The sequence below is a fragment of the Pseudomonas sp. B21-059 genome (genome assembly GCF_026016285.1).
GTDB lineage: Bacteria > Pseudomonadota > Gammaproteobacteria > Pseudomonadales > Pseudomonadaceae > Aquipseudomonas > Aquipseudomonas danubii.
In genome coordinates this window covers 1,468,107-1,482,433 of record NZ_CP087201.1, presented here as the reverse complement: position 1 = coordinate 1,482,433, position 14,327 = coordinate 1,468,107, and the positions used below count along the sequence as shown (strand labels likewise).

Sequence of the window (14,327 nt, the reverse complement as noted above, 5' to 3'; positions counted from 1 at the left end):
TGTATGAAAAACCCACCTAACGGTGGGTTTTTTTATGCCTCGCGCGCCCTCTCCTCAGCCGCCGGCACCATTGAGCAGGAACACCGGCTCGCGCAGGTAATCCAGGCCCAGTCGGGTTTCGAAGGTCTCGTCGCGCAAGGCTGCCGTGGTGCAGCTCTTGAGCCCCAGCGCCGTGGCCACCAAGGCGAAGCTCTGGCTCAAGTGGCCGCAGTCCATCAAGGCCACGCGCAAGGCCCGGCTGCCCGGGTATTTCCAGGCCAGGCGCTCAAGCCGCGCGGTGGACAGAAACACCACGGCGGTCTTGCTGATCCAGTCCTGTTCGCCACAGGCTGCGCCAATCCACGCCCTGGGGTCCTCTCGCGACAGCAGTTCAAGCCCGTGCCGACGCACCGAATAGTGGTACAACCCTGCCTCGAAGCCCTGCACATTGAGCAGGATCGGATAGACCTCGATGGCATGCAGAGAGCCGCCGGAGGCCGAGGTTTTCTTCAGGAAGAAGTCGCCCATGGGGTTGCGGCGCATCTGGGTAGCGCCCCAGGTGTAATACAGCAGCAGGGACAACTGCCGGGCGCTCAAGGGCGAACCGTCGAAGGTCCGGCAAGTCTCGCGATCGCTCAAGGTATCCACCAGGCCCTGCTGACCCAACGCCGGTGCAGATGCCAACAGAGGATTGTCCAGGGCAAGGAACGGGTGTGAAAAGTAGTCCTTGAACGCCGATGGCTGACGCTGCTGCAACGCCTTGCCAGCCAGCTGTTCTTCCATCTGCGCCACACTGATGTAGGGCGTAGCGGTTTGAGTGCGAGTCCCCAGGTAGAAATCCAGGGCGTCCTGCCAATGGGCCCAGATATCGCCGGCGTCCTCGGGCTCGGCAAGGCCCTGGGACTGCCCGGGCTGCAACAGGCCCAACTCAATCAGCTCCTGGAGCACCGCCAGGCTCTCGCCCTGCAACGCGCCGGGTAGCAAGAGGGCGCTGTCCAGGGTCCGCGGGCAGAGAAAATGCCGTACCAGCGGCAAAAACTCCGTCGACAACTCCAGGTCCAGGCCGCGCCGGCGATCGCGCAGGGAAAAGGCCTGATGGGCGAAACCGAGCCAGGTCCCCGGCCGCAGTTCGAACAAGCTCTGGCCATCCACCGCGCCAACCGTCGGGGCCGGCGCACTGGCAACAGGCGCGGCCTGCCAGAACAGAGGTTCGGGCCGCAGGGCCTTGATCTCCTTGATCAGCGCCGACAACTGCGGGTCCTCGGCTCGATCGGCAATGTCCCACTCGATGGTGACCGCCTTGAGCGGCGCACACTGCAAGAGTTGGCGCAATATGTCCCAGTCCCGGCGCGGATCGCCGATATGCACCTCAATCAGACGTTGCAGCGGCAATGAGCGCAGGTAATCGCGCAAGTCGTAGCCCAGGGCCCTGGCCGTGCTGATGGCGCTGTCCAGGTCCAGAAGAAAGCCACTGTCACTGCGCTCGACCACACTGCAAATGAACCCGCCTTCGGAGAGTTCCTGGCCAATGTCCATGGAAAACAGCCGGGGGGCGTTCTCCAGCACCAGGGGGGTCCGGGTGAAGGCCTGCAGCTCGATGGCATTGGCCACCACCGTATCGGCCACTTCACGGGCCAGGCTCGGCAGAATGAAATGCTGGGTATCACCCCCCTGAAACCGTGACCAGGAAATATGCTCGGCCAGCCAGGGGGATGAGGTTCGGTCGCACAGACGACGGGTCATGCGCAAAAACTCCCGGTCCATCTCAATGCCGACGCTGCCCAGGGACAGGCTGGAAGAATGCAGCAGCACCGGCACCCGTCCGCCCAGCTCGTTCAGCCGCGGCTGCAGAATGCAGTGGGTGGGCTGGAACTCCAGGTAATCGAAGTACGGCAGCCCTTCATCCAGAATCCGCTCGATGGTGGGATCAAGCCCTGCTGAGCCGGCCCCGGCGCCATGTGGCAAATGGTATTCCAGCCCCACCCCGGCTTCGGGGAAACGCGAAGAATCGAAGTTTTGCATGTCCGCCTCCCTGGCTCAGGCCGTCAGGTGCAGGGGCGCGGCAACGGTGCTGGCACCCTCGCCCCGACTCAGCAACCCGGCATGACGACGCTCCAGCCGATGCACTTCCTGCATCAGGTTGCCCAGCAGTTCCCGCCCTTGCGCGGTGAAACCCGGTGCGGTTTCAAAATCCGCCAGCGCCTTGCTCAAGCCCCGCAGGATAAACAGCATGCGCTGCTCGGCCCGGCGCATTTCCTCTGCCGGACGGGCCTGGACCCGCTCCAGGTACTTGACCAGGGCGATGTAGACGTAGAAGGCGTGGAAGTAGCCATACAAGTCCCGCTGCTGCCCCGACCAGGGCAAGGAATACAGGGCCTCTTTGGAGGCGTGGGGCTCCACCACCGCAGCGACTTCAACGATGTTGTACAGCAGCTGGTGGGTCGCTTCATGCACCAGCGACTCTTCCATGTCGAGTATCGAGTTGTCCCGGCTCGACAGCAGGATCACCCCGGTATAACGGGACGCCGAGCAACTGCGAAAACTGCCGTCGGGCAAATAGCACACGGCCTTGACCAGCACTTGCCACTGTTCATGACAGGCCGGCCAGGTGTGCTTGATCCGCAGTAGGGCAAGCTGCATGACGTCCTTGAAAAAGGCTTTGGAATAACCCGCCCGCTCCAGCTGACGCCGGGTTTGCTCATCTGGCGGATAGTCATAACTGGGCGGCGTGACCTGGGTGATCAGCGGGTCGACATCGAATCGATAAACCGGCGGGTATTGCTCATCGACCTGTGCATCCTGCGAAGCTTCGATCCGTTGCAGTACTTGCGCAAACTCCAGCAGCCTGGCTTTAACTTCAGCATCATCCAGCGTCGTTCCGGTCAACAGATAGTTAACATCACGAAACGTCAGAATGTTCCAGATCTGAAACACTGGATGGGCGATAAGTTTGGCGCGAACACTGGGTGGAGACAGAACAATATCCAGCGCCTGTTTAAAAAAAAGATTCAACGCAGAATCAGCAGCAAACAACTTTGACAGCTCGGCATATAACGCGACAAACATCGTATAACGATTCTTTTCGACTTGCTCCTGTAACTTTAAAAAGCGTTCCGGCTCGCTGTCCGGGAGAAAAGTAGTGCCCTGAAATAGCTCATCAATGGAAAGTTCTGGTTGCTGACTGTTAACACTGTCCATGGTTCAACCTTCCCTTAAGGTCACGGCAAGGGCTTGCTCATCGTCAGGCTGGCGACTTCATAGCCCAGCAGTTCATAAAGACGACGCGCCCCTTGGTTGTGCCCGAAGACATGCAAACGCATCTCGTCACACCCCCACTCACGCGCCGCCGACTCACCGGCCAGCAGCGTCTGCCTGGCGTAACCCCGGCGACGTTCGATCGGTTCGATATAAAGATCGAGGATGAAGGCAATCCGTCGAGAGCCCACCTGGCGCTCGGCGATCCACAACTCGCCCACCGCTCGTCCCGCACAAAGCGCCCGCCACAAGTGATTGTGCGTACTCAGACGCCCCTGCGGCAGCAACTGGCGGAACACCTCTGCCGCCTGGAGCGAAGCCTGCTCCGGCAACCATTCCCCGGCCGCCACCATGCCGGTGGCGTATTCATCCAGGGCTCGCTGGGCGAAACGACTGAAGTCGGCTTCCTGCATCGACACCAGGGTGATGGACACGGACAGGCACTCCACGATGACCTTGAATCCCGGTTCCGGTGTGCCGCACTGATGAAAACTTGAGCGCGGCACACCGGACTGCACACGCCTGGCTCAGTCCATGCGCGCCTGTTGCTGTTGAGTGTCAAAGATTGCCGCGACACCAATTTTGTCGCGAATCGCCGAACCGGCGCTGGTCAGTTTTGCCGTATCGATACTTTTCACTGCACCCACTTCGGTAACACTCAGGTGCACACCGATACCTTTGGCCGCGGCCTCTGGGTCCTTCTGCAACTGTGCGGCGAACTCCTTATCCAGAAGTGCGCGACCGACTACCGATGCCAAGCGTTCCTGATTGACTTTCGTACTCATGGTGTTTCTCCTTGTATATTCACAACACGATAAAAAGCCCTCTCCCGACGAACTTTAAACTTATCCTTGTCCGCCTTGAGGAACTTCAATATAGCAAGGCAAACCTGCTTTTCCAGCGAGCAAAAACCTTTCACTTAAACCTTTTTACGATAATCGATAACACCGAATATCAAGTTTAACTGGCGATTAGCCCTATATCCTTTTATATAAGAACAACATCCAACAACAAGGATTTACTACTAAAGCAATAAGTCCTTTTTATTAACTAGTTGATGCTGCCCGCAGCGTCATGGAAATAGCGCAACTTCCAGCATTGATCGATCAGCGAGGACAACCTCAGGATTCATCAGGGATATATCCCCAGGCGCCCCACCACATCCAGCCCGATAACTGTTCGTTAATCGCCCAGAACCCGCATTCGCCAATTGATCGGCCCTGATCCGCGACGCACCATTCCCGGCACCCGAACACACCAATAACAACAGGTTCGATGCCATGCCCTCACGTCCTGCCCGCTCCGGCTGATCCTGCAAGCGCCACCTCCCACACCTTGAAAGCTGTCCGCATGGGCTTTTTGCGGCAGTGGATCGTTGCACCCCTAACAATTAGAGAGACCGACGAATGAAGCCAATCACCCCGCCGCAACACCTTCTGCCCAGCCTTCTGGCCCTGGCGCTGACCAGCGCCGCCCTGCCGGTCATGGCCGCAGAGTCGGGCTTTCTCGAAGACGCCCAGGCCAACCTGAACCTGCGCAACTTCTACATCAACCGCAACTTCACCAACCCGAGCAAGGTCCAGGGCAAGGCCGAAGAGTGGACCCAGAGCTTCATCCTCGACGCCAAGTCCGGCTTCACCCAGGGCACGGTAGGCTTCGGCATGGACGTATTGGGCCTGTACTCGGTGAAGCTCGACGGTGGCAAGGGCACCGGTGGCACCCAACTGCTGCCCCTGGACCACGACGGGCGCCCGGCGGACAACTTCGGGCGCCTGGGAGTGGCCTTCAAGGCCCGGCTGTCGCAGACCGAGGTCAAGGTTGGCGAATGGATGCCGGTGCTGCCGATCCTGCGTTCGGATGACGGTCGCTCGCTGCCGCAGACCTTCCGCGGCGGCCAGATCACCTCGAAGGAAATCGCCGGCCTGACCCTCTACGGCGGTCAGTTCCGTGGCAACAGCCCACGCGACGACAGCAGCATGAGCGACATGACGATGTTCGGCAAAGCGGCCTTCACCTCGGATCGCTTCAACTTCCAGGGGGCCGAATACGCCTTCAATGACAAGCGCACCCAGATCGGCCTGTGGAATGCCGAGCTCAAGGACATCTACAGCCAGAAGTTCGTTAACCTGATCCACACCCAGCCGCTGGGCGACTGGACCCTGGGGGCCAACCTGGGCTTCTTCTACGGCAAGGAAGACGGCAGCGCCCGGGCCGGCGATCTGGAAAACCGCACCTGGTCCGGCCTGTTCTCGGCCAAATACGGCGGCAACACCTTCTACGTCGGCCTGCAGAAACTCACTGGCGACAGCGGCTGGATGCGGGTCAATGGCACCAGCGGCGGGACCCTGGCCAACGACAGCTACAACGCCAGCTACGACAACGCCAAGGAAAAATCCTGGCAACTGCGCCATGACTACAACTTCGCCGCCCTGGGTGTGCCTGGTTTGACCCTGATGAACCGCTACATCAGCGGCAGCAACGTGCACACCACCACCGTCAGCGATGGCAAGGAATGGGGCCGGGAAAGTGAGCTTGGGTACACGGTGCAGAGCGGCACCTTGAAGAACCTCAACCTGAAATGGCGCAACTCCACCATGCGCCGTGATTTCAGCAACAACGAGTTCGACGAGAACCGCCTGATCGTCAGCTATCCGCTGAGCCTGCTGTAACCGCACAACGCCCAACAAAAAGGCCAGCCCGGTGATCGGGCTGGCCTTTTTGTTGAGCCATGGAACGGGTTACACACGCGATTCGGTGCCCAGTTCGTCCCACACCGATTCGGCCAGGTGGAAGGTGGCATTGGCTGCCGGGATGCCGCAGTAGATCGCGCTCTGCATGATCACCTCCTTGATCTCGGCTCGGCTCACGCCGTTATTGGCCGCTGCCCGCAGGTGCAGCTTGAGTTCTTCGTTGCGGTTCATGCCGATCAGCATGGCGATGGTGATCAGGCTGCGGGTATGCCGCGGCAGACCCGGACGGGTCCAGATATCACCCCAGGCATGGCGGGTGATCATTTCCTGGAACTCCGAGTTGAACTCGTTCAGGGCATTCAGGCTGCGGTCCACATGGGCGTCGCCCAGTACGGCGCGGCGGACCTGCATGCCTTCGTCATAACGTTGTTTCTCGTCCACAAAGGGCTCCTTGAATCCGGGGTCAGGCCAGCAGGAATTCCACGACACGGTCGCTGAACGCGTCACCGGCCTGGACGTTGGACAGATGCGCGGCATAGAACTCGGCGTACTCGGCGCCGGCCACGTGCTGCTGGATGAAGTGACTGCCAGAAGGCGGCGTCACCGCGTCTTCGCTGCCGGCAATCACCAGGGTCGGCACCTTGATCGCTGCCAGTTGCTCACGGAAATCCGCATCCCGAACCGCTGCGCAGTTGGCGGCATAACCCTGGGGCGAGGTGGCGGCGAGCATGTCGGTGATCAGTTTGGCCTGATCAGGACGCGCGGCGGCAAAGTCCTCGGTGAACCAGCGGGCAATGGAGGCATCGCGTAGCGCCACCATGGCGGCCTGGCCGTCACGCAGCACGGTCTCGATCCGTGGGTTCCAGATGGACGGGTCGCCGATCTTCGCCGCGGTATTGCACACCACCAGCTTGTGCAGACGCTCGCCGGCATTGATCCCCAGCCACTGGCCGATCAGGCCGCCCATGGACAGACCGCAGAAATGCGCCCGGCGGATATCCAGGGCATCCAGCAGTGCCAGCACATCCTGGCCCAGTTGCTGGATGCTGTAAGGCCCCTCGGTCACCAACGAACGGCCATGGCCGCGCGTGTCCATGCGCAACACCCGAAAGTGCCGGGTAAACGCCGCGATCTGCTTGTCCCACATGTGCAGATCGGTGCCCAGGGAGTTGGACAGCACCAGTACCGGCGCGCCCTCTGGTCCTTCGAGTTGATAGTGCAGATCGCCCTCGGCGAGTTTCACGAATCCCACAGCAGTCTCCTTCAGGCCTTCAAGGCAAAATGTTCAGCCACGGCGCGCTCGACCCAGGCCTGGGCCTGACCGAGGTAGTGCGCCGGGTCCATCAGACGATCCAGCTCTGGCGCCGACAGCTCGACGCTGACCTGGGCATCGTCCGCCAATACCTCGCGCAGATGGCGTCGTTCGGCCACCGCACGCTTGCAGCATTGTTCCAACAGGTGATGGGCCGTCTCCCGCCCCAGGCGCTGGGCCAGTTCAATGCTCACCGCTTCCGCCAGAACCAGGCCCTGGGTCAGGTCAAGGTTGCGCGCCATGCGTGCGCTGTCGACCTCCAGGCCCTCGGCGACCAGCAAGGCCTGCTGCAGGGCTCCGGACACCAGGCAGCAAATCTCCGGCAGGGTTTCCCATTCGGCGTGCCACAGGCCGAGGCTGCGCTCGTGCTCCTGGGGCATGGCGGCAAACATCGTCGCCAAGAGGCCCGGAACCCGGGTCGCGGCGCTGATCAATACCGCCGCGCCCACCGGATTGCGCTTGTGCGGCATGGTGGACGAACCGCCCTTGCCCGGCGCCGAAGGCTCGAAGACTTCCGCCGCCTCGGTCTGCATCAACAGGCTGATATCCCGCCCCAGCTTGCCCAGGCTGCCGGCCAGCAGGCCCAGCACCGAGGCGAACTCCACCAGACGGTCGCGCTGGGTGTGCCAGGGCTGTTCCGGCAGGCTCAGTTGCAGTTCTTGCGCCAGGGCCTGGGCAATCGGCAGGGCCTGTTCGCCCAGGGCCGCCAGGGTTCCGGAGGCACCGCCGAACTGCAGCACCAGCAGACGCGGCTTGAGTTGCTGCAGCCGTTCGCGGCTGCGGGTCACGGCCCCCAGCCAACCGGCGATCTTCATGCCCAGGGTCACCGGCGTGGCATGTTGCAGCCAGGTACGGCCGGCCAGGGGCGTGTCGGCATAGCGCTGGGCCTGGGCCGCGAGTATGCCGCCCAGGCGGTTCAGGTCCCCCTCCAGCAAGTCCACGGCGCGGCGCAATTGCAGCACCAGCCCACTGTCCATCACGTCCTGGCTGGTGGCGCCCAGGTGCACATAACGCTCGGCCTCGGCATCGGTCCGGGCGATCTGCTTGCCCAGGGCCTTGACCAGAGGAATCGCCGAATTGCCGGCCGTGGCGATCGCTTCACCCAGGGCCTGGAAGTCATAGAGATGGGCGTGGCAAGCCGCCTCGATGGGGGCAACCGCCGCGCTTGGAATCAACCCGGTGCGCGCCTCGGCCCGGGCCAGGGCGGCCTCGAAGTCGAGCATGGCCTGGACCCGTCCCTGGTCACAGAACACCCCACGCATTTCCCGGGCAGTAAAGTAGGCATCGAACAACTGGTTGCTCGCAGGTAAGGTCATAAACAGTCCTTGGTGCGCCTGTGCCCTGGGCGGGCACAGGCGTACGGGTCAAAGGTCATGGTGCAAGTATGCAGCCTGTTTCGGCAGACGCAGGCTGAACAGGAAAGCAATCGCCATCATCGCCGTGACATACCAGTAGAAGGTGTTTTCCATGCCCATGTTCTTGAAGTTCAGGGCCACCCATTCTGCCGAGCCACCGAAGATCGCATTGGCCACCGCATAAGCCAAGCCTACCCCCAGCGCCCGCACTTGTGGCGGGAACATCTCCGCCTTCACCAGACCGCTGATGGAGGTGTAGAAACTGACGATGGCCAGGGCCAGGGTGATCAGTACAAAGGCCAGGAACGGACTGGTGACGGTCTTGAGGGTCATCAGGATCGGCACCGTGAACAGGGTGCCCAGGGCGCCGAACCAGAGCATCGAGTTACGCCGGCCAATCCTGTCCGCGAGCATTCCGAACAGCGGCTGCATGCACATATAAAGGAACAGCGCGCCGGTCATGATGTAGCTGGCGGTCTTGGCGTGCATGCCCGCGGTGTTCACCAGGTACTTCTGCATGTAGGTGGTGAAGGTGTAGAAAATCAGCGAGCCGCCAGCGGTGTAGCCCAGCACGGTGATAAAGGCCGCCGAGTGATGCTTGAACAGCGCGGCGATGCTGCCGGCGTCCTTGTTCTCACGCATTTCCTTGCTGGTGGTTTCCTTCAGCGAACGCCGCAGCAGCAACGAGATCACCGCCGCGATGGCGCCGATCACGAAGGGAATGCGCCAACCCCAGGCCTTGAGCTCGGCCTCATCGAGGAACTGCTGGAGGATCACCACCACCGACACCGCCAGCAGTTGTCCGCCGATCAGGGTCACGTACTGGAAGGACGCGAAGAAACCGCGCTGGCCCTTGAGCGCCACTTCACTCATGTAGGTGGCGGTGGTGCCGTACTCGCCGCCCACCGACAAGCCCTGGAACAGGCGCGCCACCAGCAGCAGGAACGGCGCCCAGGCACCGATGCTGGCGTAGGTCGGCAGGAAGGCGATGACCAGGGAGCCGGCGCACATCATCAGCACCGAGATCATCATCGAGTTCTTGCGCCCATGACGATCGGCAACCCGGCCGAACAACCAGCCGCCGATGGGACGCATCAGGAACCCCGCAGCGAATACCCCGGCCGTGTTGAGCAGTTGCACGGTGGGATCGTCAGAGGGGAAGAAAGCCGGAGCGAAGTAGATGGCGCAAAAGGCATAGACGTAGAAGTCGAACCACTCCACCAGGTTGCCGGAGGACGCACCGACAATGGCAAAGATCCTTTTGCTGCGCTCCTCTGCGGTGTAGTGACTTGTCGTTGTAGTCATGGTTTTTCACTCATGGGGGACAGTGCGAATCTAGACACACTTTGCAACAACCCCGTTCCCTACGGGACGTGGGCCCTGTGGTTCTGCCCTGTAGCCGCTGCCGAGCCACGGCGAGGCTGCGAAAGGCCGGGCCGCGTTCGGTACGCAGGGCCTTGCTCGGCAATCTCTCGCCAAACTCGCCGCAACCTTGAGAACCCCGCGCCCCTTCGGGTCGTTCGCAGCCTGCGGCAGCGGCTACACAGTGCTCCGGCTCAGTAGTCGAAGAACACGGTTTCGGCGTCGGTGCCCTGGAGGATCACGTTCCACTGATAGCGGCCCTCGGCATCGGACTTGGCCAGCAAGGTGCTGCGGCGTTCCTCGGGTACACAGGCCAGCAAGGGGTCAGTGGCATTGGCCGGTTCACCCTCGAAATAGATCCGGGTCAGCAAGTGCTTGACCAGGCCCCGAGCGAACACCAGCACCACCAGGTGCGGCGCCTGGGTCGTGCCCTTCAGACCCGGCACCGCGCCCGGCTTGATGGTGGTGAAGCGGAAGCGCCCTTCGCCATCCACCGGGACCCGGCCAAAACCCTGGAAGCTCGGGTCCAGAGGTTTGTCCTGGTCGTCCTCGCAGTGGCGGTACTTGCCGGCAGCGTTGGCTTGCCAGACTTCCAGCATGGCGTCGTTGACGAAGTTGCCGTTGCCGTCCACCACCTGGCCGGTGATTGCCACTCGCTCGCCCAGGGTGCCTTCTTCGGTCAGGTCTTCGCGGTTCAGCCAGGTCAGGCCGATGTGGTAGTAGGGGCCGACGGTGTGGGAGGTAGTCGCGGTCAGGCTCATGTTATTTCTCCATCGGCGTGGCATCGCGGCCGCGCAGGACAATGTCCCAACGGTAACCGAGGGCGTAGGAAGGAATGGTTTTCTCCAGGTCGAAGCGGGCGATCAGGCGTTCCTTGGCACAGGTGTCCGGCACGCAGTTGTAGATCGGGTCATATTCCAGCAGCGGGTCCCCGGGGAAATACATCTGGGTCACCAGACGGGTGAGGATGCTCGGGCCGAACAGCGAAAAATGGATATGCGCCGGACGCCAGGCATTGTGGTGGTTGCCCCAGGGGTAGGCGCCGGGCTTGATGGTCTGGAACTGATACCAGCCCTCAGCATCGGTGACGGTACGCCCGGTGCCGGTGAAGTTCGGGTCCAGGGGCGCGTCGTGCAGGTCGCGGTCGTGGTTATAGCGACCGGCGGCGTTGGCCTGCCAGATCTCTACCAGGATGCCCGGCACCGGCAGGCCGTTCTCGTCCAGCACCCGGCCGTGGATGATGATCCGCTCGCCCTGGGGCTGGCCTTGGTGCTGGGCCGTCAGGTCGTTGTCCCGCTCCTGGATCGACTCGGCGCCGATGCTCGGGCCGGTGATTTCCGACAGCGAATGGGGCAGGAACACCAGCGGCTTGGACGGCGAGCGGGTGTTGGTCGACTGGTAGGCCGGGTGCAGGTAATCAGGCTGAGTACCCGCTTGCGGGCGCCGGTAACCGGGCTTGTCACTCATGGTGGTTCCTCGTTCTCTTCTTATATAGGGCAGGCATTCAAACCCGCTCGATGGCCAGTGCCAGCCCTTGGCCGACGCCCACGCACATGGTGGCCAGGCCTTTTTTACCGCCGCTCTTTTCCAGCTGATGCAGGGCTGTCAGCACCAGGCGCGCGCCGCTCATGCCCAAGGGGTGACCCAAGGCAATGGCGCCGCCATTGGGATTGACCTGCGGCGCATCGTCGGCAAGACCCAGCTCCCGCAGTACCGCCAGACCCTGGCTGGCGAAAGCTTCATTGAGTTCGATCACATCGAAATCGCTGACGGCCACACCCAGGCGTTCGATCAGTTTGCGCACCGCCGGCACCGGGCCGATGCCCATCACCCGCGGCGCCACACCGGCGCTGGCCATGCCCAGCACTCGCGCACGTGGAGTCAGGCCGTGTTTCTTGACCGCCTCGGCCGACGCCAGGATCAGTGCGGCAGCACCGTCGTTGACCCCGGACGCATTGCCGGCGGTGACGGTCTTGTCCGGGCCGTTGACCGGCTTGAGTTTGCCCAGGGCTTCCAGGGTCGTGTCGGCCCGTGGATGTTCGTCCTGTTCCACCACGCTCTCGCCCTTCTTGTGGGCAATGCGCACCGGGACGATTTCCTCGGCGAAGAAACCGGCGGCCTGGGCCGCGGCGGTGCGCTGCTGGCTGCGCAGGGCGAAGGCGTCCTGGTCAGCGCGGGACACTTTATAGTCGTCGGCCACGTTGTCGGCGGTCTGGGGCATGGCATCCACACCGTACTGGGCTTTCATCAGCGGGTTGATGAAACGCCAGCCGATGGTGGTGTCTTCCAGCTTCATGTTGCGCGAAAAGGCGGCATCGGCCTTGCCCATGACAAAGGGCGCACGGGACATGGACTCGACGCCGCCGGCAATCGCCAGTTCCATCTCGCCACTGGCAATGGCGCGGAAGGCGGTGCCGATGGCATCCATGCCCGAGGCGCAGAGGCGGTTGAGGGTGACGCCCGGCACGCTGTCCGGCAGGCCCGCCAGCAGCAGCGCCATGCGCGCCACGTTGCGGTTGTCTTCACCGGCCTGGTTGGCGCAGCCGAGGAACACCTCGTCCACGGCAGTCCAATCCACCGTCGGGTTGCGCTCCATCAGCGCCTTGATCGGCACCGCCGCCAAGTCGTCGGCGCGCACCGCCGACAGGCCGCCGCCAAAGCGGCCGATGGGAGTACGAATGGCATCACAGATGAATACGTCGCGCATCAGGCTTCTCCAGGTGCTTGGCCGTGGGCCGCAGCGGTGCGTGCTTCCAGCTCACGCAGGGCGGTCAGTTCGACTTCAGTAGGCGCGGCCGTCTCGGCCACGTGCTCGGCGAAACGGATCGCCCAACCGGTGGCGGCCACCACCTGCTCGCGGGTTACCCCCGGGTGCAGGGAAGTGACGACGAATTCGTGGGTACCGGCTTCCGGTTCCATGATGCACAGGTCGGTGATGATCCCCACCGGCCCGGCGCCGGGCAGGCCCAGACGCTTGCGCGAGTCGCCGCCCTCGCCGTGACCGACGGAGGTGATAAAGTCCAGCTTGTCGACAAAGGAACGGGAAGACTGCTTGAGGATGATCAGCACGCTTTTCGCCGAACCGGCGATCTCCGGAGCACCGCCGGCCCCCGGCAGGCGCACCTTGGGCCGGTGGTAATCACCCACCACTGTGGTGTTGATGTTGCCGAAGCGGTCGACCTGGGCCGCGCCGAGGAACCCCACATCGATGCGCCCGCCTTGCAGCCAGTAGCGGAAAATCTCTCCGGTGGGGACTACGGTGTCGGCAGTTTCCGCCAGTTCACCGTCACCGATAGACAGCGGCAGCACGCTGGGTTTGGCGCCAATCGGGCCGGATTCGTAGATCAGCACCACGTCCGGCGACGAGGTCAGGCGCGCCAGGTTGGCGGCCTTGGACGGCAGGCCGATGCCGACGAAGCATACCGAACCGTTCTGCAGGCGACGGGCCGCGGCCACGGTCATCATTTCATTGGTGGAGTAGGTCATTACTGGGCCTCCGAAGCTGCGGCCAGCTTGGCCTGGAATTCGCTGAAGTCGGCACTGCCGTGGATGTATTCGTTGATCCACGCGGTGAAGGTCTCACGGTCGCGGGCGATCGGGTCCCAGGCCTGGTAGAAACGGTTGTCGCGCTCGGAATAACCATGGGCGTAGGACGGATGGGCGCCGCCGGGCACATGGCACACCGCGCTCAGGGCCCAGGTCGGCAGCACGCAGGCGTTCATCGGCGCATTCAGGTCGTCGACGATTTCCTCGACGGTAACGATGCAGCGCTTGGCGGCCAGGGCGGCCTCTTTCTGCACCCCAAGGATGCCCCACAGCAGGACGTTGCCCTTGCGATCGGCTTTCTGCGCGTGAATCACCGTCACGTCGGGACGCACCGAAGGCACCGCCGCCAGCACTTCACCGGTGAAGGGACAGGTCACGGTCTTGATCAGTGGGTTGACCTTGGGCAGATCAGAGCCGGCATAGGCCCGCAGTACCGCGAATGGCAGGCCGGAGGCCCCGGCCACATAGGCGTTGGCCAGGTCGGCGTGGCTGTGCTCTTCAATTTCCAGGGGCTGTGGCCACTGCTTTTCCACGGCGTCCCGCAGGCGATGCAGGGAGCCAACGCCCGGGTTGCCGCCCCAGGAGAAAATCAACTTGCGAGCGCAACCGGCACCGATCAACTGGTCGTAGATCAGGTCAGGCGTCATCCGTACCAGGGTCAGGTCTTTCTTGCCCTGGCGGATGATTTCATGACCTGCGGCCGTAGGAATCAGGTGGGTGAAGCCTTCGAGTGCGACGGTGTCACCGTCGTTGACGAATTGCTTCACCGCGTCGTGCAGCGAAAGGATTTCAGCCATGGATGGGGTCTCCCGATTGTTATTCAGCGAC

Annotated in this window: 14 protein-coding genes; 1 reads left to right on the top strand and 13 read right to left on the bottom strand. The window is 62.6% G+C overall.

The genetic code is table 11. The features are described from left to right. Positions 1 to 54 precede the first annotated feature (54 nt). The 4 genes from LOY69_RS06700 to LOY69_RS06685 form a co-directional block, all read right to left on the bottom strand. Positions 55 to 2,001 carry a DUF692 family multinuclear iron-containing protein gene (locus LOY69_RS06700; protein WP_110595009.1) on the bottom strand — a complete coding sequence of 649 codons (1,947 nt, stop codon included), beginning with the start codon at positions 1,999 to 2,001 and terminating at the stop codon, positions 55 to 57. A gap of 15 nt (positions 2,002 to 2,016) precedes the next feature. After that, positions 2,017 to 3,177 (bottom strand): aKG-HExxH-type peptide beta-hydroxylase, encoded by a 1,161-nt coding sequence (locus tag LOY69_RS06695; protein ID WP_265074289.1) that lies wholly within the window; start codon positions 3,175 to 3,177, stop codon positions 2,017 to 2,019. Between the two features lie 20 nt (positions 3,178 to 3,197). Beyond that, positions 3,198 to 3,668 (bottom strand): GNAT family N-acetyltransferase, encoded by a 471-nt coding sequence (locus tag LOY69_RS06690; protein ID WP_253083861.1) that lies wholly within the window; start codon positions 3,666 to 3,668, stop codon positions 3,198 to 3,200. 93 nt (positions 3,669 to 3,761) lie between these two features. Then, positions 3,762 to 4,019 (bottom strand): Os1348 family RiPP precursor, encoded by a 258-nt coding sequence (locus LOY69_RS06685; protein ID WP_253127396.1) that lies wholly within the window; start codon positions 4,017 to 4,019, stop codon positions 3,762 to 3,764. 621 nt (positions 4,020 to 4,640) lie between these two features. Between LOY69_RS06685 and LOY69_RS06680 the strand changes: the two genes are divergently transcribed. After that, positions 4,641 to 5,903, top strand: coding sequence for an OprD family porin (locus LOY69_RS06680; RefSeq protein ID WP_265074288.1), 1,263 nt, complete (start codon positions 4,641 to 4,643; stop codon positions 5,901 to 5,903). Between the two features lie 69 nt (positions 5,904 to 5,972). On the opposite strand, the gene pcaC is transcribed toward LOY69_RS06680, so the two are convergent. The 9 genes from pcaC to LOY69_RS06635 form a co-directional block, all read right to left on the bottom strand. Continuing rightward, entirely contained in the window at positions 5,973 to 6,365 is a 393-nt protein-coding gene (pcaC, locus tag LOY69_RS06675) for a 4-carboxymuconolactone decarboxylase (RefSeq protein ID WP_102861501.1), read from the bottom strand. Positions 6,366 to 6,387: 22 nt separating this feature from the next. After that, entirely contained in the window at positions 6,388 to 7,176 is a 789-nt protein-coding gene (pcaD, locus tag LOY69_RS06670; RefSeq protein WP_102861500.1) for a 3-oxoadipate enol-lactonase, read from the bottom strand. 11 nt (positions 7,177 to 7,187) lie between these two features. Further along, the gene (locus LOY69_RS06665; protein WP_265074287.1) at positions 7,188 to 8,552 is read right to left on the bottom strand and encodes a 3-carboxy-cis,cis-muconate cycloisomerase; all 1,365 of its coding nucleotides are present in this window, start codon (positions 8,550 to 8,552) and stop codon (positions 7,188 to 7,190) included. Positions 8,553 to 8,600: 48 nt separating this feature from the next. Then, complete coding sequence (locus LOY69_RS06660) at positions 8,601 to 9,896, bottom strand: MFS family transporter (protein WP_102878644.1); 1,296 nt, start codon at positions 9,894 to 9,896, stop codon at positions 8,601 to 8,603. Positions 9,897 to 10,147: 251 nt separating this feature from the next. Next, positions 10,148 to 10,714: a protocatechuate 3,4-dioxygenase subunit alpha gene (pcaG, locus tag LOY69_RS06655; RefSeq protein ID WP_102861497.1), complete on the bottom strand. Its 567-nt coding sequence runs from the start codon at positions 10,712 to 10,714 to the stop codon at positions 10,148 to 10,150. 1 nt (position 10,715) lies between these two features. Then, a complete protein-coding gene (gene pcaH, locus LOY69_RS06650; RefSeq protein WP_265074286.1) occupies positions 10,716 to 11,420 on the bottom strand; it encodes a protocatechuate 3,4-dioxygenase subunit beta in 705 nt (234 codons plus the stop codon). A gap of 37 nt (positions 11,421 to 11,457) precedes the next feature. Next, positions 11,458 to 12,663, bottom strand: coding sequence for a 3-oxoadipyl-CoA thiolase (pcaF, locus tag LOY69_RS06645; protein ID WP_180988530.1), 1,206 nt, complete (start codon positions 12,661 to 12,663; stop codon positions 11,458 to 11,460). Then, entirely contained in the window at positions 12,660 to 13,439 is a 780-nt protein-coding gene (locus tag LOY69_RS06640; RefSeq protein ID WP_102861494.1) for a CoA-transferase subunit beta, read from the bottom strand. Before LOY69_RS06640 ends, pcaF begins: the two co-directional genes overlap by 4 nt. Continuing rightward, a complete protein-coding gene (locus LOY69_RS06635) occupies positions 13,439 to 14,296 on the bottom strand; it encodes a CoA transferase subunit A (protein WP_102861493.1) in 858 nt (285 codons plus the stop codon). Before LOY69_RS06635 ends, LOY69_RS06640 begins: the two co-directional genes overlap by 1 nt. Positions 14,297 to 14,327 lie beyond the last annotated feature (31 nt).